Source organism: Streptomyces viridosporus T7A (assembly GCF_008704515.1).
In the GTDB taxonomy this organism is placed as follows: domain Bacteria; phylum Actinomycetota; class Actinomycetes; order Streptomycetales; family Streptomycetaceae; genus Streptomyces; species Streptomyces viridosporus.
Genome location: NZ_CP023700.1, coordinates 6,828,099 through 6,852,626, shown reverse-complemented (window position 1 = coordinate 6,852,626; position 24,528 = coordinate 6,828,099). Strand labels below are relative to the sequence as shown.

Genomic DNA, 24,528 nt, shown 5'->3' with positions numbered 1-24,528 from the left:
TCCCCAACCGTAGGGAGGGGCGGGGCCGTTGAGAAGGCGGTTGAGCGGACAACCACGGGTGCTGCACAAAGCCTTGTCGGCACACCCTCCATACTGTAGACAATATTTCGTCGACAGAGTCAGTGGTTCCTCGGTGTCCCTCGACCGGACGGAGCTCCCCTCGCCATGAAAGTCGCAGTCCTCGGCGCCGGGGCGATCGGCGCCTACGTCGGTGCCGCGCTCCACCGTGCGGGCGCCGACGTGCAGCTCATCGCCCGTGGACCGCACCTGGCGGCCATGAGGCAGTACGGAGTACGGGTGCGCAGCCCCCGCGGCGATTTCACCGCCCGCCCCCGTGCCACCGACGACCCGGCCGAAGTGGGCCCGGTCGACTACGTCTTCCTCGGGCTGAAGGCCCACGCGTACGCGGCGTGCGGGCCGCTGATCGAGCCGCTGCTGCACGGCACCACGGCGGTGGTGGCCGCCCAGAACGGCGTCCCCTGGTGGTACTTCCACCGGCACGGCGGACCGTACGACGGCCGCCGCCTGGAGAGCGTGGACCCCGGCGGCGCGGTCAGTGCGGTGCTCGCGCCCGAACGGGCCGTCGGCTGCGTCGTCTACGCGGCCACCGAACTCGAACGGCCCGGTGTCGTGCGCCATGTGGAAGGCACCCGGTTCTCGATCGGCGAGCCCGACCGCAGCGTCTCCGCGCGCTGTCTGGCGCTGAGCGAGGCGATGCGGGCGGGCGGTCTGAAGTGCCCGGTCGAGCCGGACCTGCGCAACGACATCTGGCTGAAGCTGCTGGGCAACATCTCCTTCAACCCGATCAGTGCGCTCGCGCGCGCCACCATGCGGCAGATGTGCCTGCACGGCGGCACCCGGCAGGTCATCGGGACGATGATGGCCGAGACGCTGGCGGTGGCCCGGGCCCTCGGCTGCGAGGTCGGCGTCTCCGTCGAGCGCCGTCTGGCCGGCGCCGAGCGCGTCGGCGACCACCGCACCTCCACGCTCCAGGACCTGGAGCGCGGCAAGCCGCTGGAGCTCGACGTCCTGCTCGCCGCGGTCGTCGAACTGGCGGGGATCACCGGTGTGGAGGTGCCCACCCTGCGCACCGTGCACGCCATCTCGGACCTGCTCGCCCTGAGGAGCGCCGCATGAGGAAGCGTCAGCCGAAGACCTACACCCGGCTCACCCATCCCCTGGTCAGGGACTCCCGGGACGAACCGTTCCGGCGGGCGACCTGGGAGGAGGCCCTGGACCGGACCGCCCGCGGACTCGGCGCCGCGCGCGGCGCGTTCGGGATGTTCTCCTGCGCCCGCGCGACCAACGAGATGAACTACGTGGCGCAGAAGTTCGCCCGGGTCGTCATGGGCACCAACAACGTCGACTCGTGCAACCGCACCTGCCACGCGCCGTCCGTCGCCGGCCTGTCGGCCGCGTTCGGCTCCGGCGGCGGGACGTCGTCGTACGAGGAGGTCGAGCACACCGACGTCATCGTGATGTGGGGCTCCAACGCCCGCTTCGCGCATCCGATCTTCTTCCAGCACGTGCTCAGGGGCATCCGCAACGGGGCCCGGATGTACGCGGTCGACCCGCGCCGGACGTCCACCGCCGAGTGGGCGGAGAGCTGGCTCGGGCTGAACGTCGGCACCGACATCCCGATGGCGCACGCGATCGGCCGCGAGATCATCCACGCCGGCCTGGTCGACGAGGCGTTCGTCCGGCGGGCGACCACCGGCTTCGAGGAGTACCGGGCACTGGTCGAGCCGTGGACGCCGTCCCTCGCCGAGAAGGTGACGGGCGTACCGGCCGCCGCCGTACGGGAGCTGGCGCACGCCTACGCCCGCGCCGAGCGCGCCCAGCTGTGCTGGACCCTCGGCATCACCGAGCACCACAACGGCACCGACAACGTCCGCGCCCTGATCAACCTCTCCCTGCTCACCGGCCACGTCGGCCGCTACGGCTCGGGCCTGCAGCCGCTGCGCGGCCAGAACAACGTGCAGGGCGGCGGCGACATGGGCGCGATCCCCAACCGCCTGCCCGGCTTCCAGGACATCCTCGACGCGGACGTCCGCCTGAAGTTCGAGTCCGCCTGGGGCACCACCGTCCAGCCGCGCTACGGGCTGAACCTGACGGAGATGTTCGAGGCGATGGAGGACGGTTCGCTGCGGGCCGTCTACTGCATCGGCGAGAACCCGGCCCAGTCGGAGGCGGACACCGGGCAGGCCGTACGGCGGCTGCGGTCGCTGGACTTCCTCGTCGTGCAGGACATCTTCCTCACGAAGACCGCCGAACTGGCGGACGTGGTCCTGCCCGCGACCGCCGGCTGGGCGGAGACCGAGGGCACCACCACCAACAGCGAGCGGCGGGTGCAGCGCGTCCGCCGGGCCGTCACCCCGCCCGGCGAGGCGCGCGAGGACATCGACATCATCTGCGACCTCGCCGCCCGCCTCGGCCACGACTGGAAGTACGCCGACGCCGAGGCCGTCTGGAACGAACTGCGCTCGGTCTCCCCGGACCACTACGGCATGACGTACGAGCGGCTGGAGGAGCACCAGGGCATCCAGTGGCCGTGCCCCAGCACCGACGCGATCGAACCGCCCTACCTGCACGGCAGGTTGTGGGAGAGGGACCCGGTGCGGCGGGGCCGGCCCGCGCCGTTCGGGCTCGTGCGGCACGACCCGCCGGTCGACCTCACCGACGAGGAGTACCCGATCCGGCTCACCACCGGGCGGCGGCTCGACTCGTACAACACCGGTGTGCAGAGCGGCGGTTTCCCCTCTCCGCTGCGCCGCGGCGAGCACGTCGAGCTGTGCCCGGAGGACGCCGAGCGGTACGGCGTCGTGGTCGGCGAGGAGGTGCGGGTGTCCTCGCGGCGCGGGTCCGTGCTGGCGCCGGTGTGGATCGACACCTCGCTGCGGCCGGGGCTCGCGTTCATGACGTTCCACTTTCCCGACGAGGTGGACACCAACCGGCTGACGATCGAGGCGAACTGCCCGATCGCGGGGACGGCGGAGTTCAAGGCGTCGGCGATCCGGATCGAGAAGCTCCCGGCTCCGACACACGTGAGGTGAGCAACCGTGGACCTGCACTTCGGCGACAGCAAGCCCACCGACGAGGAACGGGCGGCCGTCGACGCGCTGCTCGGACCCCCCGAGTCCTCCTGGGAGGGCGCCGACCGCTGCGACACGGACCTCAGGTGGGCCCGCGGCGGACGCGAGGCCCGCGACCGGCGCGACCTGCTGCTGCCGGGGCTGCACGCCGTCAACGACCGGGTCGGCTGGATCAGCGAGGGCGCCCTGAACTACCTGTGCCGCCGGCTCACCGTGCCGCCGGCCGAGGCGTACGGGGTGGCCACGTTCTACGCGATGTTCTCGCTCCGGCCGCGCCCGGCGACCGTGCTGCACGTGTGCACGGACCTGGCGTGCGCGGCGGCCGGGGCGGGCGACCTGTGCGCCGGGGTCGAGGCGCGGCTCGGTCCCGGCAGCGGGGTGGCCGTGGAGCGCAGCCCCTGCCTGGGCCTGTGCGAACGCGCCCCCGCGGCGCTCGCCGTCAGGTCCGGGGACCCGGTGCGCACGGCGGTGTCGGCGCCGGCGACGGTGGAGGCCGCCGTGCGCACGGCGGGCGCACCGGACGCGGCGCCCCCGGAGCCGCCGGCGGTGGCGGCGGTGCCGCAGGCGGGCGACCCGTCGCTGACCCTGCTGGGCCGGGTCGGCGTGGTCGATCCCGCGTCGCTGGACGACTACCGCGCGCACGGCGGCTACGCGGCGCTGCGCCGGGCCTTCGCGCTGGGGCCCGCCGGAGTGATCCGGGAGGTCACCGACTCCGGTCTGGTCGGCCGCGGGGGCGCCGCCTTCCCCACCGGCCGCAAGTGGCAGGCCACGGCGTCCCGGCCGGACCGCCCGCACTACCTCGTGTGCAACGCCGACGAGTCCGAGCCCGGCACCTTCAAGGACCGGGTGATCATGGAGGGCGACCCGTACGCCCTGGTGGAGGCGATGACGATCGCCGCCTACGCGACCGGCGCGCACACCGGCTACCTCTACCTGCGCGGCGAGTACCCGCGGGCGCTGCACCGGATGCGCCACGCCGTCGACCGGGCGCGCGCCCGCGGTCTGCTCGGCGACGACGTCCTGGGCCAGGGCTACGCCTTCGACATCGAGATCCGGCGCGGCGCCGGCGCCTACGTCTGCGGCGAGGAGACCGCGCTGTTCAACTCCATCGAGGGATACCGGGGCGAGCCCCGCTCCAAGCCCCCGTTCCCGGTGGAGAAGGGCCTGTTCGGCAAGCCGACGGTCGAGAACAACGTCGAGACGCTGGTCAACGTGCTGCCGATCCTCACCCGGGGCGCACCGGCGTACGCGGCGACCGGCACCCCGGGCTCCACCGGCACCAAGCTGTTCTGCGTGTCGGGCAGTGTGGAGCGGCCCGGGGTCTACGAGGTGCCGTTCGGCACCACGCTGGGCGCACTGCTGGAGCCGGCCGGGGTGCGCGAGGGGCTGCGGGCGGTCCTGCTCGGCGGGGCGGCCGGCGGTTTCGTCCGCGCCGACGAGCTGGACATCCCCCTCACCTTCGAGGGCACGCGCGAGGCGGGCACGACACTCGGCTCGGGGGTCGTGATGGCCTTCGACGACACGGTGCCGCTGCCCCGCCTGCTGCTGCGCATCGCCCGGTTCTTCCGGGACGAGTCGTGCGGGCAGTGCGTGCCCTGCCGGGTGGGGACCGTGCGCCAGGAGGAGGCGCTGCACCGCATCGTCGAACGCACCGGCGCCGACGCCGCCGGTGACATCGCCCTGCTGCGCGAGGTCGGCCGCGCGATGCGGGACGCCTCGATCTGCGGTCTGGGACAGACCGCGTGGAACGCCGTGGAATCCGCCATCGACCGTCTGGGGGCGTACGCATGACCGTGACACCGCTGGGGATCCCCCGCCGCCTGCTGGAGTTCACCCTCGACGGCGAGCCGGTCCGGGTCCCCGAGGGGACGACGATCCTGGACGCCTGCCGGGCGGCGGGCAAGGACGTCCCGACCCTCTGCGAGGGCGACACGCTCCGGCCGAAGAACGCCTGCCGGGTCTGCGTGGTGGAGGTCGAGGGCTCGCGCACCCTGGTCCCGGCCTGCTCGCGCAGGGCCGAGCCGGGCATGGAGGTGCGCACCGGCACCGAGCGGGCCCGGCACAGCCGGAAGGTCGTCCTCGAACTGCTCGCCTCCTCGGTCGACCTGTCGACCACCCCCCGGGTCGCCGGGTGGCTCGAGGAGTACGAGGCGGAACCGGACCGCTTCGGCCCGGACGCGGCCCGCCTCGGCGAGGAGCCGAGGATCGACAACGACCTGTACGTGCGCGACTACGACAAGTGCATCCTCTGCTACAAGTGCGTGGACGCCTGCGGCGAGCAGTGGCAGAACACCTTCGCGATCTCGGTCGCGGGGCGCGGCTTCGACGCCCGGATCGCCGTGGAGCACGACGCCGCGCTGACCGACTCGGCGTGCGTGTACTGCGGGAACTGCATCGAGGTGTGCCCGACGGGCGCGCTGTCGTTCAAGTCGGAGTTCGACATGCGGGCGGCGGGTACGTGGGACGAGTCGAAGCAGACGCGGACGACGACCGTGTGCGCCTACTGCGGCGTGGGCTGCAACGTCACCCTGCACGTGCAGGACAATGAGATCGTGAAGGTCACCTCGCCGCACGACAACCCGGTGACCCGCGGCAACCTGTGCATCAAGGGACGCTTCGGCTACCAGCACGTACAGAACCGGGACTGAGCAGGACTGGGGACATGGGACGAGTCACGGAACGACGCAAGGTGATCCGCATCCGGGACGGGGTGGTGTCCAGCCGCCCGGACACGCTCGTCACCGAGGAACCCCTGGAGATCCGGCTGAACGGCCGGCCGCTGGCGATCACCATGCGCACCCCGGGGGACGACTTCGCGCTGGCGGCCGGGTTCCTGGTGAGCGAGGGCGTCCTGGCCGACGCGTCCGACCTGCAGAACATCGTCTACTGCGCCGGGGCGACGGCCGACGGCTCGAACACCTACAACGTGGTGGACGTGAGGACCGCGCCCGGCGTGGTGGTCCCGGACATCACGCTCGAGCGCAACGTGTACACCACCTCGTCCTGCGGCCTGTGCGGCAAGGCGAGCCTGGACGCGGTGCGCACCACGACCCGCCACCCCCTCGCCGACACTCCCCCGCTGCGTCTGACCCCGGAGCTGCTGGCGGCCCTGCCCGACCGGCTGCGCGCGGCCCAGCGGGTCTTCGACCGCACCGGCGGTCTGCACGCGGCGGCCCTGTTCGACGAGGAGGGCGAGCTCCTCGACGTGCGCGAGGACGTGGGCCGGCACAACGCGGTCGACAAGCTGGTCGGCCGTGCCCTGCAGGACGGGAGGCTGCCGCTGTCGCGGACGGTCCTCATGGTCTCCGGCCGGGCCTCCTTCGAACTGGCGCAGAAGGCGGTGATGGCCGGCGTGCCGGTGCTGGCGGCCGTCTCGGCCCCGTCGTCCCTGGCGGTGGACCTGGCGGCGGAGACGGGGCTGACGCTGGTGGGCTTCCTGCGGGGAAGTTCCATGAACGTGTACGCGGGTGAGGACCGCATCGCCCTGCGGGCCGCGGCCGCCCGGGGCTGACCGGTCCCCCGCGACACGGCGGCGGGGCCCCTGCCGGCGGGGAGCGCCCCCTGCGCCGCGGGGCTCCGCCTCAAGGACCGCAAGACCGGCGGGGAGCCGGCCCCGGTTCACGGGCCGGTGAAAGGCCGACCCCCGAGCCGTGAGACCGGTCATGAACCGGCCCCCGAGTCGTGAGACCGCTGACGGACCGGCCCCCGAGTCGTGAGGCCGACGGAGAACCGGTCCCCGGGGCGTGCCCATGCCCCATGGACCGGAGCCCCGTCGGCCACTAACGTCCCGGAGCGTGCCCGACGACGCAGCACGCGCACGACGACGGACGGGGACCGGAATCGGCCTGCTGCTGGCCCTGGTCCTCGGGGCGGCGCTGCTCACCGCGCTCCCGGAGGACGGCGACCACCCGCGGGGCGGCACCGCCTGCACACCGCGCACCGTCGCCTCCTGGTCCGCCGACACCGCCCTCACCTCCGAGTTCGCCCGCTACGGCGACGACGCCACCCGCACCGACGACTGGACCGGCGGCGACGGCACCCACTCGGTGCGGCTGCCCGACGGCCGGCTGCTGTGGCTGTTCTCCGACACCTACCTGGGCCGTGTGCACCGCCCGCCCAACCCGGTCGGCGAGTCCTCCGCCTGGCGGGACGTCACCGCCCCGCTGGTGCGCAACTCGGCGGTGCTGATGCGCGACGGCCGCCTGGAGCGCACCCTCCCCGCCCCGCTCTTCCCCGACCCCGCCCCGAACCGGTGGCGCTGGCCGGTCGCCGCCCGGGTCGAGCCGCGCTCCCCCGGCTCCGCCGAGCAGGTCGTGCGGGTCCTGCTGTGGGTGCGTGCCACCGGGCAGTCCCCGTGGATCTACGGCGTGCCCCTCGCCACCGAGGTCGCCACGCTCTCGCTGCCCGACCTGCGCCTGGAGTCGGTCGTGACGGTGCTCGACCAGCAGCAGGTCCCCGACCCGTCGCGGCGGGTGCTGTTCGGCACGACCCTCGTCGCGGAGGACGGCTGGACGTACGTCTTCGGCGGCGACGACGGCCGCCCCGCCTCCCGCCCGGCCTCGCACGCCTACGTGGCGCGCGTCCCGGAGGGCGGGCTGGCGGACCCGGCCGCCTGGGAGCACTGGAACGGCTCGGCGTGGCAGACCCGCGTCCGTCCGCGCCCGGTGCTCGGCGACGGGCGGCACAAGGGCGTGGGCAGCGCGTTCTCCGTGGTGCGGGTGGACGGGACGTACGTGCTGTTCACGATGGCCGCGGGCGCCGCGGGGCTGACCACGGTGGCGGCGTACTGGGCCTGCTCCCCGACCGGGCCGTGGCACGGACCGGCCGAGGAGTTCGATCCGGCGCTGCCGCGGGACGGTACCGCCGCCTACAACCCGCAGACGCACCCGGAGCTGAGCGACGACGGACGGCTGGTGCTCAGCTACGACGTGAACTGGCTGGAGACGTCCGGAGCCGCCGTGATGCTCAGCCGGAACGTGTCCCTGTACCGACCCCGGTTCGTGACGATCCGGCTCGCTCCGGTGCGGTGACCTCCTCGACCCGGTCGTGGGAGCGGCGCTTGGCGATCACCGCGCACACCATGAGCTGCATCTGGTGGAAGAGCATCAGCGGCAGCACCGCCAGCGAGGCCTGGGCCCCGAACAGCACGCTCGCCATGGGCAGCCCGGCGGCCAGCGACTTCTTCGAGCCGGCGAACTGGATCGCGATCCGGTCCTCCCGGCCGAACCTCAGTGCCTTGGCCCCGTACCAGGTCAGCAGCAGCATCACGGCGAGCAGCACGGCCTCCACGACGAGCAGTGCGCCGAGCCGGGCCGGGCTCACCCGGTGCCAGATGCCCTGGACCATGCCCTGGCTGAACGCGGTGTAGACGACGAGCAGGATCGAGCCCCGGTCCACCAGCCCCAGCACCTTCCGGTGGCGGGCGACGAAGGACCCGATCCAGCGGCGCAGCACCTGTCCGGCGACGAACGGCACCAGTAGCTGCGCCACGATCTTCAGCACCGAGTCGGCGGAGAACCCGCCCGCGCCGCTGCCGAGCAGCGCCGCCGCGAGCAGCGGGGTGGCGACGATGCCGACCAGCGAGGAGAAGGAGCCGGCGCAGATCGCGGCGGGCACGTTGCCGCGGGCGATCGAAGTGAAGGCGATCGACGACTGGATGGTGGAGGGGACCAGGGTGAGGAAGAGCAGGCCCTGGTACAGGGGGTCGGTCAGGAGCACCGGGACCAGTCCGCGGGCCGCCAGACCCAGCAGCGGGAAGACGACGAACGTGCAGGCCAGGACGGTGACGTGGAGCCGCCAGTGCTTCAGGCCGTCCAGGGCCTCACGGGTGGACAGCCGGGCGCCGTAGAGGAAGAAGAGGAAGGCGATCGCGGCCGTGGAGGCGCCCGACGCGACGTCCGCCCCCGTGCCGCGGGCCGGGATCAGCGCGGCGAGTCCCACCGTCCCGAGCAGGAGCAGGAGGTACGGGTCGACCGGCATCCAGGCCGGCCATCGCAGGCGTTTCACGGTGCTCCACTTGCTCGGTCGTTCGGGCGGTGCGCCCACGGACGCGCCCGGCGTCCCTCGGCTGCCCGGGGACGAGGGGTCCCCCCTCCATCCTGCTCCCTCCGGCCGTGATCGGGAATCCGGTATACCGCTCTCACTGTCATCACGTTCCACGATGACCGCGGTAGCCTGCCGGAATGTACGACCCCACCCATCTGCGGACGTTCCTGTCCGTGGCGCAGACGCTGAGCTTCACCCAGGCGGCGCGGCGGCTCGGGCTGCGCCAGTCGACCGTCAGCCAGCACGTGCGGCGGCTGGAGGACGCGACCGGGCGGCAGCTGTTCACCCGGGACACGCACTCGGTGGAGCTGACCGAGGACGGCGAGGCGATGCTCGGCTTCGCGCGGCGCATCCTGGCCGTGCACGAGCAGGCGACGCAGTTCTTCACCGGTACCCGGCTGCGCGGGCGGCTGCGGTTCGGCGCGTCGGAGGACTTCGTGCTGACCCGGTTGCCGGAGATCCTCGAGCGGTTCCGGCACGAGCACCCGGAGGTCGACCTGGAGCTGACGGTCGAGCTGTCGGGCACCCTGCACGAGCAGCTCGCCGCGGGAAAGCTGGACCTGGTGCTGGCCAAGCGGCGGCCGGAGGATCCGCGCGCCGATCCGCACCGGCTGGTCTGGCGCGACGAGCTGGTGTGGATCGGCGCGCAGGGGCTGCGCCCGGACCCGAACCGTCCGGTGCCGCTGATCGTCTACCCGCCGCCGGGCATCACCCGGGACCTGGCCCTGCGGGCGCTGGAGCGGCAGGGCAGGCAGTGGCGCATCGTGTGCACCAGCGGCAGCCTCAACGGCCTGCTCGCGGCGGCCCGCGCCGGGCTGGGCGTGATGGTGCACTCGCGCGGGCTGATCCCGCCGGGGCTGGTGCGGATGCCGGAGCGGGCGGGCCTGCCGGAGCCGGGCGAGGTGGACTTCGTGGTGGCGCACGGCCGGCACCGCCCCTCCGCGCAGGGAGCGGCCGACGCCCTGGCGGCGGCGATCCTGGCGGGCGGCGACCGGCTGCACCGCAGCGGCCGGCGCTGACGGTTCCGGCCGCACCCGTGCCGGGCCGGGGCGAGCGACGAGACCCTGCGCGGAAGAGGGGGGAGGCGCTCCACCGCGCGTGAATTCTCCGGTCAGGAATGCACCACTGGCCGTGATCGTTGACCATGGGGGTATCACCTGACCACAACCGAAGGATCGAGAGCTCGTGAGCAAGGTCCCCCCGATCACCCTGAACAACGGCGTCGAGATGCCCCAGCTGGGTTTCGGCGTCTGGCAGGTGCCGGACGACGAGGCCGAGACGGCCGTCGCGACGGCGCTGGAGGCCGGCTACCGCAGCATCGACACCGCGGCGGCGTACGGCAACGAGGAGGGCACCGGCAGGGCCATCGCACGGTCGGGCGTCCCCCGCGAGGACCTCTTCGTCACCACCAAGCTCTGGAACAGCGACCAGGGGTACGAGGCGACGCTGCGCGCCTTCGACGCCTCCGTGTCGAAGCTCGGCCTGGACTACGTGGACCTGTACCTCATCCACTGGCCGACGCCGGAGCGCGGCCTGTACGTCGACACGTACAAGGCGTTCGAGAAGCTGCACGCCGACGGCCGGATCCGCGCCATCGGCGTGTCCAACTTCCTGCCCGAGCACCTGGAGCACCTGATCGCCGAGACGTCCGTGGTCCCGGCCGTCAACCAGATCGAGCTGCACCCGCACCTGCAGCAGCACACCGCGCGTGAGTACCACGCGGAGCGGGGCATCACCACCGAGGCCTGGTCGCCGCTCGGCTCCGGCAAGGGCATCCTCGAGATCCCGGCGATCGTGGCGATCGCCCAGAAGCACGGCCGCACCCCGGCCCAGGTCGTCCTGCGCTGGCACATCCAGTTGGGCAACGTCGTCATCCCGAAGTCGGTGACGCCGTCCCGGATCGAGGAGAACATCGACGTCTTCGGGTTCAGCCTGGACGCCGAGGACCTCGCCGCGATCAGCGCGCTGAACGAGGACCGGCGGCTGGGCCCGGACCCGGCGGAGTTCAACGGGGCCTGACGCCCCGCGCGCGACGGCCTCCCCGCACCCTTCGGCAGGGTGCGGGGAGGCCGTCGCAGGGAGAGTCCTCGAAGCCGAGCGGCGCCGTCACACGGGCCGCACGCCCGCGTGGACCGTGTGGGCCGCCAGGACGAAGACGTCCGGGCGGTGGTGCAGGCTCGCCCGGTCGGCGGGGTCGAGGAGCCGGTCGAGGGTGGCGCGGTCCTCGGCGTCCAGGTCCTCGGCGAGGACCTCGCGGGTGCGGGTGAGGGAGTCCACGACGTAGGCGCGGGCGCGGTCCGTGACCGGTGCGGGGAGGTCGAGGAGGAAGGTGCGCGAGCGGGTGTGGTGCAGACCGGCCGAGGTCAGCAGGGCCGGCCAGTCCTCGACGTGCGCGACCGAGCCGGGCAGGTCGGCGCGCATCCGGGAGAACCACTCCTCCTCCACCGCGTCGATGCGCGCCTGGAGTCCGGGCCGGCCGATGCCGATGTCGCGGGGCAGGAACCGGGCGGGCAGGCCGCCCTCCACCACCGCCAGCGTGCCGCCGGGCGCGAGCCGCGCGGCGCAGGCGGCGAGCGCGGCGCTCTGGTCGCCGAGGTGGTGCACGCTGCGGCTGGCCCAGAGCAGATCGGCCGGGTAGTCCAACTCGCCGAGCACGTCGGGCAGTTCACCGGCGAGGGTGTCGAAGCGGTCGGCGACGCCCTGGCGGGCGGCCCGGTCCGCGGCCCGCTCCAGCAGCGGTTTCGAGCCGTCGACGGCCACGATCCGCGCGCCCGGGAAGGTCTCGGCGAACAGGCAGGAGATGACGCCGGGCCCGCTGCCGGCGTCGACGACGAGTCCGGGCTCGGTGACCTCCTTCGCCAGCCAGTTCAGGGCCCGCTCGTACAGCGGCGTGAAGAGCTCCGCCTGGGACTCGAGCCGGGGGGCCATCTCGGCCCAGTCGATGTCGGTGTGGTCGTGGTGGTGGCCGTGACCGCGGTCGTGGCCCTGGTCGTGGTGGTGGTGCGCCATGGTGGTCAGCCTCTCCGCTCGGGTGCCGCCAGGGTGCTCCGACGCACCGGGGGTGAGCAACCCGTGTTGCCGCTCCCGCAAAACCGTTCTTCGCGGGAGCGGCGGCACTGCCGACGGGAGGCGTGTGCGGTCCGCCGGGGCCGGACCGGGCGGGCCCGGCCCCGGTGGATCAGCGGGGCCGGCCGGTCAGGACAGCGGCGGGTACGCGTTCCTCATCAGCTCCTGGAACTGGGCGGAGAACCAGTGCCCGGAGACCGGGGCGTCCGGCAGGGCGCCCGACATGTTGTTGTCGTTCCGCGGGTTGCCCGTGTACGTCGGGTCGCACATCCGGTCGAAGCCCTTGCCCTCGTCGTTGTCGATGGCCTTGCTCGACCCGTCGGACTCGCCCGGGGGCTTCATCCACACGTAGGCGTCGATCCCGGGCTCCGGTGCGGCCTTCGGCCGTTCCCCGAGACCCGCGCCCTTCTGGTTGCACCAGTTGCCCGTGTTGAACCGGCGGTCGTAGCGGCCGCCGTCGACGTAGGTGTCCACGCTGGTCGTGGCGCCGGGCCCGGTGGGCCGGGCGGTGCCGCCCCAGCCGTTGCGGGAGGTGTCGATCAGCATGCCGATCTTCGAGTCGAAGCCGAGCGAGACCAGCTTCTCGCGCAGGGCCTTGGCGTACGACAGTTCGTCGACGTAGCGGTTCCAGCTGACCCACTTGGACTCGCGCACCGACTTGCCGGCCACGGTCTGGTCGACCGAGAAGTGGTCCTCCTTCAGCGCGCTGTAGTTGGCGGTGTTGGCGATGAAGCCGTGGACGTCGGCCACGGTCGCGCCCTCGGCGGTGGCGGCCTGCTTGAACACCTCCGCGGAGGCCCCGAAGTTGTCGTCCCAGCCCAGCCAGCCGTGGTGGCCCGCGTCCACGTAGTTGTAGACGTTGGGCACGTCACCGAGCTTGTTCAGGGCGTAGCCCACGCCCTTGACGTAGTTGCCGTTGGCCTTCATCACGTCGCAGTTGGGCGTGGCGGTGGCCCGCGGGGAGACGTTGGTGACGAGGTTGGGCAGCGAGTCGATCTCGACCGTGGTGACGATCCGCAGCGAGGCGTACTTCGGGTCGGAGAGGATCGCGGCGATCGGGTCGATGTACTGCGTCTTGTACTTGTCGATCTCCGTGGGGCCGAGTTCGCCGTTGGAGGCGAGCGCGGCGCAGTCGCGGCCAGGCAGGTTGTAGATGACCACCTGGAAGACGAGTTCGCCCGAGCCCTTCTGCCGCAGGGCCTCGTCGAGGTGGGCCCGCAGACCCATCTTGCCGTTGGCCCCGTTGATGGCGGCGGTGCGGTCCATCCAGACACCGGTGGGCTGGTTCGCGATGCGGCTGCCGCCCGGCTCGGCGGCGGCATTCGCGGACCACTCGGGGTTCACGTACACCTTGGCGCCGACGTAGGGGTTGTCGACCCGGGCGCCCTGGGGCGGCGGGTCGGTCGGGTCCGGCGGGTCGGTGGGTCCGCCGGAGTCGACGTTGCAGGTCACTCCGTCGAGGGTGAAGGTGGCCGGGACCGCGTTGGTGCCGCTGTAGGTGCCCTGGAAGCCGAAGCTGGTCGACCCCCCGGTGGCCAGCGTGCCGTTGTAGGACTCGTTGGCGGCGGTGACGGCGGTGCCGGACTGGGTGAGCTTGGCGTTCCAGCCGCTGGTGATCTTCTGGTTGCCGGCGTACGACCACTTCACCGCCCACGACGACTTGGCGGCGCCGTGGTTGGTGACCGTCACGGACGCGGTGAAGCCGGTGTCCCACTGGTTCTGCACCTTGTAGTCGACGGTGCAGGGGACGGCGGCCGCGCCGACGTCGCCGGGGACGGCGGCGAGCGCCGTCCCGGTGGCGCCGGCGACCAACGCCATGGCGGCGAGGAGCGCGGTTCTGGTGCGACTCATGAGTGCGGGTTTCCTATCCGTAGGGGGCTGTCCTTCGAAGGCGTGCGCGGGTGAGCGCGCGGCCCGGTGCCGTACGGGGGTGGGAGTGCCGTCGTGACCCGGTTCGGGACGGGTCCGTGGCGCCGCCCGGGGTGCTTGCGGGCAGCACGGACGGCGTGGGGTCCCACGACAAGTGCGCCGGCCCCGCGCCCGGGGTGCGGGTGGTGCCGTCGAGCCGGATCGCCGCCGTCCCGGTGCCGCCCGCGGAGGAGGGCGTGGCGGAGTGCTCCGCCGTGCACGGGGAGGGCTAAAAGTACTGAACGCGGGGGATGGCGCATGAGCGACTCCTTGCAGTTCACACGCGCCGTGACGGACGCGCCGACTGGTGGAACCGCTCCCACTGGTGCCATGAAGCTAGCGCCAAGTGACGAGGAAGAACAGAGGGTGTTGCCGACTTTCCCCCGCCCACCCCGTCGAATCTTTTCGACTCTTCACAAGCCTTGACCGCCCTCGACCCCGTCCCCACTATGGGAGCGCTCCCACTGGTTCAAGCCTTGACCTTTCCCAGTCGCAGGAGGAACCAGCACCATGCACCCCCCACCCAGGAGACGCAGAGGCGTCCGGCGATGGTGGACGGCCGCCGCGGCGGCTCTCGCGCTCCCGCTGACGATGCTCTCTTCAGGCTCGACCCCCGCTCAGGCGGCGGCCGTCCAGTGCAGTGTCGACTACCGGACGAACGACTGGGGCTCCGGCTTCACCGCGGATCTGACGCTCACCAACCGCGGCACGGACCCCATCGACGGCTGGACGCTGACGTACGACTACACGGGCAACCAGAGGCTCGCGAACGGCTGGAACGGCAGCTGGTCGCAGTCCGGGAGGACCGTGACCGTGAAGAACGCCGGGTACAACGCCCGGATCGCCGCCGGCAGCGCCGTCACGACCGGCGCCCAGTTCTCCTACAGCGGCACCAACACCGCGCCCACGTCCTTCGCGATCAACGGCACCACCTGCGTCGGCGCCCACCAGCCGCCGATCACCGTGCTGACCAGCCCCGAGGCCGGGGCCGTCTACACTCAGGGGGAGCCCGTCCCGCTCGCGGCGACCGCGGCGGCGGCCGACGACGCCACGATCACCAAGGTGGAGTTCTACGACGACACCGAGCTGCTGGGCACGGACAGCAGCGCACCGTTCACCCTTTCGGTCGCTGGTTTGACCGTGGGCAGTCATTCACTGGTGGCGAAGGCCTACGACAGCATGGGTGCCTCCGCGAGCTCCAGCCCGGTCGGCATCACGATCGCCTCGGGCCCCACCGTGGTGGCCACCCCCTCCCAACTGGGCGTCAAACAAGGTGAGTCGGGCACCTACGAGGTGAAGCTGTCGAAGCAGCCGAGCGCGAACACGACCGTCACGACGACCCGTGCGAGCGGCAACTCGGGGCTGTCGGTCGCCGGTGGCGCCTCGCTCACCTTCACGCCGTCGAACTGGAACACCGCACAGAAGGTGACCATCGCCGCCAACGGCTCCGGCACCGGCTCGGCGGTCTTCGAGTCCACCGCGCCGGGGCACGGCAAGGCCTCGGTCACGGTGACCCAGCTGGGCGCGACGAAGACGTACGACGCGCGCTTCCTGGAGCTGTACGGCAAGGTCACCGACCCGGCGAACGGCTACTTCTCGCCCGAGGGCATCCCGTACCACTCGGTCGAGACGCTGATCGTCGAGGCGCCGGACCACGGTCACGAGACCACCTCGGAGGCGTACAGCTACCTGCTGTGGCTGCAGGCCATGTACGGCAAGGTGACCGGTGACTGGTCGAAGTTCAACGGGGCCTGGGACATCATGGAGCGGTACATGATCCCGACCCGTGCCGACCAGCCGACCAACTCCTTCTACAACGCCTCGAAGCCGGCGACCTACGCGCCCGAGTACGACACCCCGAACGAGTACCCGTCCGCGCTCGACACGGGCGTCCCGGTCGGCCCCGACCCGATCGCGGCCGAGCTGAGGTCCGCCTACGGCACGGACGAGGTCTACGGCATGCACTGGCTGCAGGACGTCGACAACGTCTACGGCTACGGCAACGAGCCGGGCAAGTGCGAGGCCGGCCCGACGGCGACCGGCCCGTCGTACATCAACACCTTCCAGCGCGGCCCGCAGGAGTCGGTGTGGGAGACGGTGCCGCAGCCCACCTGCGACGCCTTCAAGTACGGCGGGAAGAACGGCTTCCTGGACCTGTTCACCAAGGACGCCTCGTACGCCAAGCAGTGGAAGTTCACCAACGCCCCGGACGCCGACGCGCGCGCCGTGCAGGCCGCCTACTGGGCGGACAAGTGGGCCAAGGAGCAGGGCAAGGGCTCCGAGGTCTCCGCGACCGTCTCCAAGGCCGCGAAGATGGGCGACTACCTGCGCTACGCCATGTTCGACAAGTACTTCAAGAAGATCGGCAACTGCGTGGGACCGTCGTCCTGCCCGGCCGGCACCGGCAAGGACTCCTCGCACTACCTGCTGTCCTGGTACTACGCGTGGGGCGGTGCCACCGACTCCTCGGCGGGCTGGGCCTGGCGCATCGGCTCCAGCCACGCGCACGGCGGCTACCAGAACCCGTTCGCCGCGTACGCGCTGAGCACCTACGCGCCGCTGAAGCCGAAGTCGGCGACGGGCGCGGACGACTGGGCCAAGTCGATGCAGCGGCAGCTCGAGTTCTACCGCTGGCTGCAGTCCGACGAGGGCGCCATCGCGGGCGGCGCGACCAACAGCTGGGCGGGGCGGTACGCCACACCGCCGGCCGGCACGCCGACCTTCTACGGCATGTACTACGACGAGAAGCCGGTCTACCACGACCCGCCGTCCAACCAGTGGTTCGGCTTCCAGGCCTGGTCGATGGAGCGGGTCGCCGAGCTGTACCAGCAGACCGGCAACGCGCTCGCCAAGTCGGTCCTCGACAAGTGGGTGGACTGGGCGCTGTCCGAGACCACGGTCAACCCGGACGGCACCTTCCGGATCCCGTCGACGCTCCGCTGGTCGGGCAAGCCCGACACGTGGAACGCCACGAACCCCGGTGCCAACGGCGGTCTGCACGTCACCGTCGTCGACTACACCAACGACGTCGGCGTGGCGGGCGCGTACGCCAGGACCCTGACGTACTACGCCGACCGCTCCGGTGACACCGAGGCCGCGGCCACCGCGAAGAAGCTCCTCGACGGCATGTGGAACAACCACCAGGACGACCTGGGCATCGCCGTCCCGGAGACCCGCACCGACTACAACCGCTTCGACGACCCCGTCCACGTCCCCAGCGGCTGGACCGGCACCATGCCCAACGGCGACGCGATCAACTCGTCGTCGACGTTCGACTCGATCCGCTCCTTCTACCAGGACGACCCGGCCTGGTCGAAGATCGAGTCCTATCTGGCGGGCGGCGCCGCGCCCACCTTCACGTACCACCGGTTCTGGGCCCAGGCCGACATCGCCCTGGCCCTGGGCTCGTACGCGGAGCTGCTCGAATAGTCCCCGCCGGCGCTCCGCGTACGGCTCCGGCACCTGACGCCGGGGCCACCGGCCGGGCGGCCCCCCGGGTCCCGTCGTCGCACTCCCGTCTGCCGCACAACGTCATGCACGCACTCTCGCCGCACCGGGCCCTGACCCGAGTACATCCAGTACGAGGCTCAGGGCCCGGCACACCGAGAGCACGCACCTGACGCCGCGTGGCCCGCCCTCCGGGCGGACGAAGGGAGTGCGACGACAGGACCCACGCACGGGGGCCGCCCGGCCCTCGCACGCTCCTCCCCCGCCCTCCCCTCCCCCACCTCCCCCCACCACGCGGAAGGAACGCACCGTGCGAAGAACCCGTGTCCTCACGGCCGTGCTCGCGTTGGCGGCCGGTCTGCTCACGGGCGGCCCGCCCGCCCTCGCGGCCGGTGACGGCCCCGAGCCGGCCGCATCCCTCGCCGCCGACACCTACACCTGGAAGAACGCCCGCATCGACGGCGGCGGTTTCGTCCCCGGCATCGTCTTCAACCGCAGCGAGCGGAACCTGGCCTACGCCCGTACCGACATCGGCGGCGCCTACCGCTGGCAGGAGGCGACGAAGAGCTGGACCCCGCTGCTGGACCCGGTGGGCTGGGACGACTGGGGGCACACCGGCGTGGTGAGCCTCGCCTCCGACCCGGTGGACCCGGACCGGGTGTACGCGGCGGTCGGCACGTACACCAACGACTGGGACCCGAAGAACGGCGCGGTGCTGCGCTCCACCGACCGGGGCGCGAGCTGGCGCAAGGCCGACCTGCCGTTCAAGCTGGGCGGGAACATGCCGGGCCGGGGCATGGGGGAACGCCTGGCCGTCGACCCGAACCGCAACAGCGTGCTCTACCTGGGCGCGCCCAGCGGGAAGGGGCTGTGGCGGTCGACCGACTCGGGGGCGAGCTGGTCGCGGGTGGCGAACTTCCCCAACGTCGGGAACTACGCGCAGGACCCGAGCGACACCTCCGGGTACGCCAGTGACAACCAGGGGATCGTCTGGGTCACCTTCGACGAGTCCACGGGGACGTCCGGCAGTGCGACGGGGACGGTCTACGTCGGCGTCGCCGACAAGGAGAACGCCGTGTACCGGTCCACCGACGCGGGCGCGACCTGGGAACGGCTGGCCGGGCAGCCGACGGGGTACCTCGCCCACAAGGGCGTGCTCGACACCCGGAACGGCCACCTGTACCTCGCCTACAGCGACTCGGGCGGCCCGTACGACGGGGGCAGGGGACGGCTGTGGCGGTACGCCACCGCGACCGGCACCTGGACCGACGTCAGCCCCGTGGCCGAGGCCGACACGTACTACGGCTTCAGCGGCCTGACGGTGGACCGGCAGGACCCGGGCACGGTGATGGCCACCGCCTACAGCTCCTGGTGGCCGGACACCCAGATCTTCCGCTCCACCGACAGCGGCGCGACCTGGACCCGGGCCTGGGACTACACGTCGTACCCGAACCGCGAGAACCGCTACACGATGGACGTCTCGTCCGTGCCGTGGCTCACCTGGGACGCCCACCCCTCCCCGCCCGAACAGACCCCGAAGCTCGGCTGGATGACCGAGGCGCTGGAGATCGACCCCTTCGACTCGGACCGCATGATGTACGGCACGGGCGCGACGGTCTACGGCACCGAGAACCTCACGGACTGGGACGCCGGCACGAAGTTCACCATCACGCCCATGGTGCGCGGCCTGGAGGAGACGGCCGTCAACGACCTCGCCTCTCCCCCGTCGGGCGCGCCGCTGCTCAGCGCGCTCGGCGACATCGGCGGCTTCCGGCACACGGACCTCACCGAGGTGCCGTCGATGATGTTCACCCAGCCCCACTTCACGTCGACGACGAGCCTGGACTTCGCCGAGTCGGACCCGGACACCGTGGTCCGGGTCGGCGACCTGGACTCCGGCCCGCACATCGCGTTCTCCACCGACAACGGCGCCCACTGGTTCGCGGGGACGGACCCTTCCGGCGTCAGCGGCGGCGGCACGGTCGCGGCGGCGGCCGACGGCAGCCGGTTCGTGTGGAGCCCCCGGGGCGCCGGCGTGCACCACACGAGCGGTTTCGGCACGTCCTGGTCGGCGTCGTCCGGCATCCCGGACGGGGCGGTCGTGGAGTCCGACCGGGTGGACCCGAAGACCTTCTACGGCTTCAAGTCCGGGAAGTTCTACGTCAGTACGGACGGCGGCGCGACGTTCAGGGCCTCGGCGGCGACCGGTCTGCCCGGCGGCGACAGCGTCCGGTTCAAGGCGCTGCCGGGCGCGCGGGGCGACATCTGGCTGGCGGGCGGGTCGAGCGACGGGGCGTACGGCCTGTGGCACTCCACGGACGCCGGGGCGACCTTCACCAGGCTGGGCAACGTCGAGGAGGCCGACACCGTCGGCTTCGGCAAGGCGGCGCCCGGAGCCTCGTACCAGACCCTCTACACCAGCGCGAAGATCGACGGCGTGCGCGGCATCTTCCGCTCGACGGACCGCGGCGCGAGCTGGACCCGCGTCAACGACGACGCCCACCAGTGGGGCTGGACCGGTGCGGCGATCACCGGTGACCCGCGGGTGTACGGCCGGGTCTACGTGGCGACCAACGGACGCGGCGTCGTCTACGGCGACACCTCGGACCCCGGGGGCGGGGACGACGGCGGCGGCACGGACCCGGACCCGGATCCGGACCCGGAGCCCTCGGGTGCCTGCGCGGTGACCTACACGGTCACCCACCAGTGGACCGACGGCTTCCAGGCCGAGGTGCGGGTGACCAACACGGGCGCGAGTGCCTGGAACGGCTGGACGCTGACCTGGTCCTTCGCGGACGGGCAGCGGATCTCCCAGCTCTGGAACGCGGCCCACACCCAGTCGGGTCCGGCGGTGACGGTGCGCAACACCGACTGGAACGGCACCGTCGCGGCGGGCTCGTCGGTCGGCTTCGGCTTCACCGCGAGCCGCTCGGCGACGAACACGGAGCCGCCGGCCTTCAGGCTGGGCGAACAGGACTGCGCGGTGCGCTGAGCGTCGCCGGTGGAGAATGACGATCATCCTCCACCGGCGACAGCGAAGGAGCCCCGATGTACGGACGGATCATCTTCCTGAACGGCACGTCGAGTGCGGGGAAATCCAGCATCGCGAGGGAACTGCTGCAGGTGCTGGACGAGCCGTACTTCCACATGCCCGTGGACTCCTTCCACGCGATGCGCTCGCGCCGGGAGATCGACGCGGACCGGCTCCCCGACGTGCTGCGGCGCACCTGGAGGGGATTCCACCGGGCGGTCGCCGGGATGGCCGAGGCCGGGAACAACGTGGTGGTGGACCACGTGCTGAGCGAGGAGTGGCGCCTGCTGGACTGCCTCGGGCTGTTCGACGCCCGGGAGGTCGTCCTGGTCGGCGTGCGGTGTTCGCCGGAGGAGACTCAGCGGCGCGAGCGGGCGCGGGGCGACCGCCCGGCGGGCCTCGCGGCCCGGCAGTTCGACCGGGTCCATGCGCACGGCCTGTACGACATCGAGTGCGACACGACCACCGCCACGGCCGAGGACTGCGCCCGGCGGATCGGCGCCTTCCTGCCGCGGCGGCCGCTGCCCACCGCGTTCGAGAAGCTCAGGGCACGCCTGCGTCCCGACCTGCGGGCGGTCGTCCGATGACCGGGGGCACCGTCCTTCCCGCCCGTCGTGCGGTCCTCCTCGGGGGAGGCTTCTCCACCGACGACGACGGCCTGCTGGACGACTGGCTGCTCGGCCACGCCCGCGGGCCCCGCCCCAAGGTGTGCTTCGTCCCCACGGCCAGTGGGGACGCCCCCGCGTACGTCGAGCGGTTCCTGGACGCCTTCCGGTCGCGTGCCTGCGAGCCGTCCGTGCTGACGCTGTTCCGGCGTGAGCTCGACGACGAGGCGCTGCGGGCCTTCCTGCTCTCCCAGGACGTCGTGTACGTCGGTGGCGGCAACACCGCCAATCTGCTGGCGATCTGGCGCACCCACGGCGTCGACCGGCTGCTGCGCGAGGCGTACGACCGCGGGACGCTGCTGTGCGGGATCAGCGCCGGCGCCAACTGCTGGGCCGCCGGCTCGCACACCGACTCCTTCGGTCCGCTGACGTACCTGCGGGACGGACTGGGGCTGCTGCCGGGATCGGTGTGTCCGCACTACGACAGCGAACCCGGCCGCCGGGCCTCCTACCGGACGGCCGTGGCGGGCGGCGCGCTGCCCGCCGGATGGGCACTGGAGGACGGTGTGGGCGCCCTCTTCACGGACGGCCGGCTCACCGAGGCGGTGGCCCGGAAGCCGGAGGCCCGCCTGTACCGGGTACGGGCGGGCCTGGGCGGCGAGGCGGTCGAACGGGCGGTGACGTGCCGTCCGCTCAGGGCGTGAACACCGCCGGCCGCGGTGCCTTCGGCATGCCGTCGCCGAGGAAGGAGCCGGTGTGCGGGGGCTGGTTGTAGGCGGTGTTCTGCCAGGCCAGGGACGTGCGGTACAGGGGGTCGTGCAGCAGGGTGGTGATCCTGGTATCCGTGTCGTGCGGGGTGGAGTAGATGCGCAGCGCCCTGTTGTCGCCGGTGCGCTCCGGGTTGCCGCCTACAGCGGCTTGCGGAAGGCCCTGAGGGTGAACACCGGGTCGGGGCGGGGCCGTTCCTGGTCGGGGAGGCGTGCCAGACGGGCGGCGAAGCGTTCGGCGATCGGTTCCCCGGGGGGCAGGGTGACGAACCAGCCGCGGCGCAGGTCGGCGATGGTGCTGCGGGGGCTGCGGCCCTGCCCGTGCCCCCGGAAGCGGGCCCGCCCGGCCGGGACCAGGCCGTGCTCGGCGGCGCGGGCCTCGACATCGGCGGCGGCGTCGGGGACCGGGCTGCGCGGGCGGGCGGCGAGCACGGCGTCGATGTCGCTGCCGACGTTGTGGGAGGCGCCCTTGTCGACGGTGGTGACGTAGACCCCGCCGGGCCGCAGGACGCGGGCGCACTCGCCGACGGCGGCCCGCACGTCCCCGGGACCGGACAGGAGGTGCAGCAGCCACACGCTGACCACGGCGTCGAACCGGCCGTCCGCGAACGGCAGCCGGCGGCTGTCGGCGCGGACCACGGCGCCGGGCAGGCGGGCGGCGGCCCTGCGGGTCATCGCCGGGGCGAGGTCGACGCCGGTCACCCGCAGGCCGGCGCGGGCGGCGGCGAACCGCCGGGTCACTATGCCGGTGCCGCAGGCCACGTCCAGCAGGTCCCGGGCCTGCTCCGGTACCAGGCTCAGCACGGCCGCCGCCGCGGCGGCGGCGCGTGGCTCACCGCCGCGCAGGGCGTCGTACCGTGCCGCTTCCTCGTCGTAGTCCAGCACGCGCCTCAGTGTGCACCGTGACCGGGGGCCAGGTCCTCCACCCTGCGGGCGAGCTCGACGTCCTTCTCGGTGACGGCGCCGCCCGCGCTGTGGGTGTGCACGGACAGCGACACGGTGTCGTAGCCGAGGGTGAGGTCGGAGTGGTGGTCGAGCTCCTCCTGCACCCGGGCGATGTGGACGACCATCGCCGTCGCCGCGAAGTGCGACCCCAGCCGGTAGGAGCGGGTGAGCCGGTCCCCGTCGAGCGACCAGCCCGGCAGTTCGGCCAGCCGGTCCTCGATCTCCTTCTGCGACAGCGGTTCGACGGGCATGGGCTGCGCTCCTTCGCCGGTTCGGTCTCCTGGTCGCTCCCGCACGGGGACGCGCCTCTCAGGCTGCCACAGGAGGACTCCGGTGGCCTGGTCAACGGCGTGCGGCTCCCCGGAACGGCCGTTTCTCGACTACGGTCCCGGCATGACCACTGCCCCCTCCGGTACCGCTCCCGCCGCCGAAGGCGTGGGCCCGCTGCTGCGGGCTTGGCGGGAGCAGCGGCGGATCAGCCAGCTGGAGCTGGCCCTGCGCGCCGACTCCTCCGCCCGGCACATCAGCTTCATCGAGACCGGCCGTTCCCGCCCCAGCGAGGAGATGGTGCTGCGGCTGGCCGAGCACCTGGACGTCCCGGTGCGGGAGCGCAACGCGCTGCTGCTGGCGGCGGGTTACGCGCCCCGGTTCCCGCACACCCCGCTGGACGACCCGGCGCTGGAGGTGCTGCGGGACGGCATCGAGCGGCTGATCGGGGGCTTCGAGCCGTATCCGGCGCTGGTGGTGGACGCGATGTACGACGTCGTGGCGGCCAACCGGGGGGTCACGATGCTGTTCGACGGGATTTCTCCGGCGCTGCTGGAACCGCCGCTGAACGCGATGCGGCTCACGCTGCACCCGCAGGGGCTCGCGCCGCGCATCCTGAATCTGCGCCAGTGGCGCGGACACCTGCTGGAGCAGATGGAGCGGCAGATCGCGCTGCGCCGCTCCGCACCGCTGCGGGCGCTGTACGAGGAGGTGGCGGCGTTCCCGGTGCCGGAGGCCGGCGGGGGGATCGCGGAGGAACCGCAGGGGCCGGTGGCGTACTTCGCGCTGCCGATGCTGCTCGAGCACGAGGGGCGGACGCTGTCGTTCGTGTCGTCGATCTCCACGTTCAACACGCCCATGGACGTGACCGTCGCCGAGCTGGCCGTGGAGACGCTGCTCCCGGCGGACCCGGCGACGGCCAAGTACCTTCAGTCCCGGCTGAGCTGACGCGCCTTCAGGGACATGTGCTGGAGCAGGGCGAAGCCGGCCACGACCAGGGCCTGGAGGACCGTCCAGACCGTGCCCGCCGCGGTCGGGGCGAGCCAGAGCGCGAGGGCGGCGAGACTGACCACCGTCCAGGCCAGGTTGGCCTCGACGACGATCCGCGCGCCGAGGGTGGGCGGGTGCGGCCGGGAGGCCACCAGGCCGACGCCGGCCGCGTACGCCGCGAGGAACGCGCCGATCCCGAGGAGCAGGCCGGAGCCGACGCCGAGGAGGCGCCCGAGCGGGCCGGAGAGGGCCAGGTAGGCGAGCGCGTTGGCGCCGGTCACCACGGCGTCGAGGGCCAGGAACCGGCGCAGCGCGACGTTCGGTTCCACGGTCCGGGCGAGCGCGGTGAGCTGGGTCGCGGACAT

20 protein-coding genes and 1 pseudogene are annotated in these 24,528 nt (G+C 72.5%); 14 read left to right on the top strand and 7 right to left on the bottom strand.

Going from position 1 to position 24,528, the window contains the following annotated elements:
* Positions 1–165: 165 nt before the first annotated feature.
* The 6 genes from CP969_RS31370 (at position 166) to CP969_RS31345 (ending at position 8,122) form a co-directional block, all read left to right on the top strand.
* The gene (locus CP969_RS31370; RefSeq protein WP_016823824.1) at positions 166–1,137 is read left to right on the top strand and encodes a 2-dehydropantoate 2-reductase; all 972 of its coding nucleotides are present in this window, start codon (positions 166–168) and stop codon (positions 1,135–1,137) included.
* Positions 1,134–3,053, top strand: a complete 1,920-nt coding sequence (locus tag CP969_RS31365) for a molybdopterin oxidoreductase family protein (RefSeq protein WP_016823825.1) — start codon at positions 1,134–1,136, stop codon at positions 3,051–3,053. Before CP969_RS31370 ends, CP969_RS31365 begins: the two co-directional genes overlap by 4 nt.
* Before the next feature lie 6 nt (positions 3,054–3,059).
* A complete protein-coding gene (locus tag CP969_RS31360; RefSeq protein WP_016823826.1) occupies positions 3,060–4,883 on the top strand; it encodes an NAD(P)H-dependent oxidoreductase subunit E in 1,824 nt (607 codons plus the stop codon).
* Positions 4,880–5,740, top strand: coding sequence for a 2Fe-2S iron-sulfur cluster-binding protein (locus tag CP969_RS31355; protein WP_016823827.1), 861 nt, complete (start codon positions 4,880–4,882; stop codon positions 5,738–5,740). Before CP969_RS31360 ends, CP969_RS31355 begins: the two co-directional genes overlap by 4 nt.
* A gap of 14 nt (positions 5,741–5,754) precedes the next feature.
* Positions 5,755–6,603, top strand: coding sequence for a formate dehydrogenase accessory sulfurtransferase FdhD (gene fdhD, locus CP969_RS31350; RefSeq protein ID WP_004980953.1), 849 nt, complete (start codon positions 5,755–5,757; stop codon positions 6,601–6,603).
* 283 nt (positions 6,604–6,886) lie between these two features.
* Positions 6,887–8,122 carry a DUF4185 domain-containing protein gene (locus tag CP969_RS31345; RefSeq protein ID WP_016823828.1) on the top strand — a complete coding sequence of 412 codons (1,236 nt, stop codon included), beginning with the start codon at positions 6,887–6,889 and terminating at the stop codon, positions 8,120–8,122.
* On the opposite strand, the gene CP969_RS31340 is transcribed toward CP969_RS31345, so the two are convergent.
* Positions 8,058–9,071 (bottom strand): bile acid:sodium symporter family protein, encoded by a 1,014-nt coding sequence (locus CP969_RS31340; protein WP_004980958.1) that lies wholly within the window; start codon positions 9,069–9,071, stop codon positions 8,058–8,060. The two genes, CP969_RS31345 and CP969_RS31340, sit on opposite strands and share 65 nt — an antisense overlap.
* Before the next feature lie 203 nt (positions 9,072–9,274).
* On the opposite strand from CP969_RS31340, the gene CP969_RS31335 reads away from it, so the two are divergent.
* Positions 9,275–10,156 (top strand): LysR substrate-binding domain-containing protein, encoded by an 882-nt coding sequence (locus tag CP969_RS31335; RefSeq protein ID WP_004980960.1) that lies wholly within the window; start codon positions 9,275–9,277, stop codon positions 10,154–10,156.
* Positions 10,157–10,364: 208 nt separating this feature from the next.
* Positions 10,365–11,156 (top strand): aldo/keto reductase, encoded by a 792-nt coding sequence (locus CP969_RS31330; protein ID WP_050793865.1) that lies wholly within the window; start codon positions 10,365–10,367, stop codon positions 11,154–11,156.
* Between the two features lie 87 nt (positions 11,157–11,243).
* On the opposite strand, the gene CP969_RS31325 is transcribed toward CP969_RS31330, so the two are convergent.
* The gene (locus tag CP969_RS31325; RefSeq protein WP_004980962.1) at positions 11,244–12,146 is read right to left on the bottom strand and encodes a class I SAM-dependent methyltransferase; all 903 of its coding nucleotides are present in this window, start codon (positions 12,144–12,146) and stop codon (positions 11,244–11,246) included.
* Between the two features lie 186 nt (positions 12,147–12,332).
* Positions 12,333–14,054, bottom strand: a complete 1,722-nt coding sequence (locus tag CP969_RS31320) for a glycoside hydrolase family 6 protein (RefSeq protein WP_004980963.1) — start codon at positions 14,052–14,054, stop codon at positions 12,333–12,335.
* 155 nt (positions 14,055–14,209) lie between these two features.
* Between CP969_RS31320 and CP969_RS34335 the strand changes: the two genes are divergently transcribed.
* The 5 genes from CP969_RS34335 to CP969_RS31295 all read left to right on the top strand — a co-directional run bounded on the left by CP969_RS34335 (position 14,210) and on the right by CP969_RS31295 (position 21,898).
* Entirely contained in the window at positions 14,210–14,344 is a 135-nt protein-coding gene (locus CP969_RS34335) for a hypothetical protein (protein WP_016823830.1), read from the top strand.
* A gap of 277 nt (positions 14,345–14,621) precedes the next feature.
* On the top strand, positions 14,622–17,540 hold the full coding sequence (locus CP969_RS31310) for a glycoside hydrolase family 48 protein (protein ID WP_026084724.1): 2,919 nt from the start codon (positions 14,622–14,624) through the stop codon (positions 17,538–17,540).
* A 328-nt stretch (positions 17,541–17,868) separates the two neighbouring features.
* A complete protein-coding gene (locus tag CP969_RS31305; RefSeq protein ID WP_026084725.1) occupies positions 17,869–20,550 on the top strand; it encodes a cellulose binding domain-containing protein in 2,682 nt (893 codons plus the stop codon).
* Between the two features lie 56 nt (positions 20,551–20,606).
* Positions 20,607–21,176, top strand: a complete 570-nt coding sequence (locus tag CP969_RS31300; protein WP_016823833.1) for a chloramphenicol phosphotransferase CPT family protein — start codon at positions 20,607–20,609, stop codon at positions 21,174–21,176.
* A complete protein-coding gene (locus CP969_RS31295; RefSeq protein WP_016823834.1) occupies positions 21,173–21,898 on the top strand; it encodes a Type 1 glutamine amidotransferase-like domain-containing protein in 726 nt (241 codons plus the stop codon). Before CP969_RS31300 ends, CP969_RS31295 begins: the two co-directional genes overlap by 4 nt.
* Here CP969_RS31295 and CP969_RS34050 read toward each other — a convergent pair.
* The 3 genes and pseudogenes from CP969_RS34050 to CP969_RS31280 form a co-directional block, all read right to left on the bottom strand.
* Positions 21,888–22,088, bottom strand: a pseudogene (locus tag CP969_RS34050) (rhamnogalacturonan lyase family protein); the annotation flags it as partial. The gene CP969_RS31295 and the pseudogene CP969_RS34050 sit on opposite strands and share 11 nt — an antisense overlap.
* 14 nt (positions 22,089–22,102) lie before the next feature.
* Positions 22,103–22,846 (bottom strand): class I SAM-dependent methyltransferase, encoded by a 744-nt coding sequence (locus CP969_RS31285; RefSeq protein WP_016823835.1) that lies wholly within the window; start codon positions 22,844–22,846, stop codon positions 22,103–22,105.
* A gap of 5 nt (positions 22,847–22,851) precedes the next feature.
* Positions 22,852–23,157 (bottom strand): 4a-hydroxytetrahydrobiopterin dehydratase, encoded by a 306-nt coding sequence (locus CP969_RS31280; RefSeq protein WP_016823836.1) that lies wholly within the window; start codon positions 23,155–23,157, stop codon positions 22,852–22,854.
* A gap of 142 nt (positions 23,158–23,299) precedes the next feature.
* Here CP969_RS31280 and CP969_RS31275 point away from each other — a divergent pair, with 142 nt between their 5' ends.
* Complete coding sequence (locus tag CP969_RS31275) at positions 23,300–24,121, top strand: helix-turn-helix domain-containing protein (RefSeq protein ID WP_016823837.1); 822 nt, start codon at positions 23,300–23,302, stop codon at positions 24,119–24,121.
* Here the strand turns inward: CP969_RS31275 and CP969_RS31270 are convergent.
* The gene (locus CP969_RS31270) at positions 24,103–24,528 is read right to left on the bottom strand and encodes a hypothetical protein (RefSeq protein ID WP_004980976.1); all 426 of its coding nucleotides are present in this window, start codon (positions 24,526–24,528) and stop codon (positions 24,103–24,105) included. The genes CP969_RS31275 and CP969_RS31270 overlap by 19 nt on opposite strands.

What these genes read in the sequence shown, in the direction of transcription:
- CP969_RS31370 (WP_016823824.1), top strand. Translation starts at nt 166, where the DNA reads ATGAAAGTCGCAGTCCTCGGCGCCGGGGCGATCGGCGCCTACGTCGGT.
- CP969_RS31365 (WP_016823825.1), top strand. Translation starts at nt 1,134, where the DNA reads ATGAGGAAGCGTCAGCCGAAGACCTACACCCGGCTCACCCATCCCCTG.
- CP969_RS31355 (WP_016823827.1), top strand. Translation starts at nt 4,880, where the DNA reads ATGACCGTGACACCGCTGGGGATCCCCCGCCGCCTGCTGGAGTTCACC.
- fdhD (WP_004980953.1), top strand. Translation starts at nt 5,755, where the DNA reads ATGGGACGAGTCACGGAACGACGCAAGGTGATCCGCATCCGGGACGGG.
- CP969_RS31340 (WP_004980958.1), bottom strand. Translation starts at nt 9,071, where the DNA reads ATGCCGGTCGACCCGTACCTCCTGCTCCTGCTCGGGACGGTGGGACTC.
- CP969_RS31335 (WP_004980960.1), top strand. Translation starts at nt 9,275, where the DNA reads ATGTACGACCCCACCCATCTGCGGACGTTCCTGTCCGTGGCGCAGACG.
- CP969_RS31330 (WP_050793865.1), top strand. Translation starts at nt 10,365, where the DNA reads ATGCCCCAGCTGGGTTTCGGCGTCTGGCAGGTGCCGGACGACGAGGCC.
- CP969_RS31325 (WP_004980962.1), bottom strand. Translation starts at nt 12,146, where the DNA reads ATGGCGCACCACCACCACGACCAGGGCCACGACCGCGGTCACGGCCAC.
- CP969_RS31320 (WP_004980963.1), bottom strand. Translation starts at nt 14,054, where the DNA reads ATGAGTCGCACCAGAACCGCGCTCCTCGCCGCCATGGCGTTGGTCGCC.
- CP969_RS31310 (WP_026084724.1), top strand. Translation starts at nt 14,622, where the DNA reads ATGCACCCCCCACCCAGGAGACGCAGAGGCGTCCGGCGATGGTGGACG.
- CP969_RS31300 (WP_016823833.1), top strand. Translation starts at nt 20,607, where the DNA reads ATGTACGGACGGATCATCTTCCTGAACGGCACGTCGAGTGCGGGGAAA.
- CP969_RS31295 (WP_016823834.1), top strand. Translation starts at nt 21,173, where the DNA reads ATGACCGGGGGCACCGTCCTTCCCGCCCGTCGTGCGGTCCTCCTCGGG.
- CP969_RS31280 (WP_016823836.1), bottom strand. Translation starts at nt 23,157, where the DNA reads ATGCCCGTCGAACCGCTGTCGCAGAAGGAGATCGAGGACCGGCTGGCC.
- CP969_RS31275 (WP_016823837.1), top strand. Translation starts at nt 23,300, where the DNA reads ATGACCACTGCCCCCTCCGGTACCGCTCCCGCCGCCGAAGGCGTGGGC.
- CP969_RS31270 (WP_004980976.1), bottom strand. Translation starts at nt 24,528, where the DNA reads ATGTCCGCGACCCAGCTCACCGCGCTCGCCCGGACCGTGGAACCGAAC.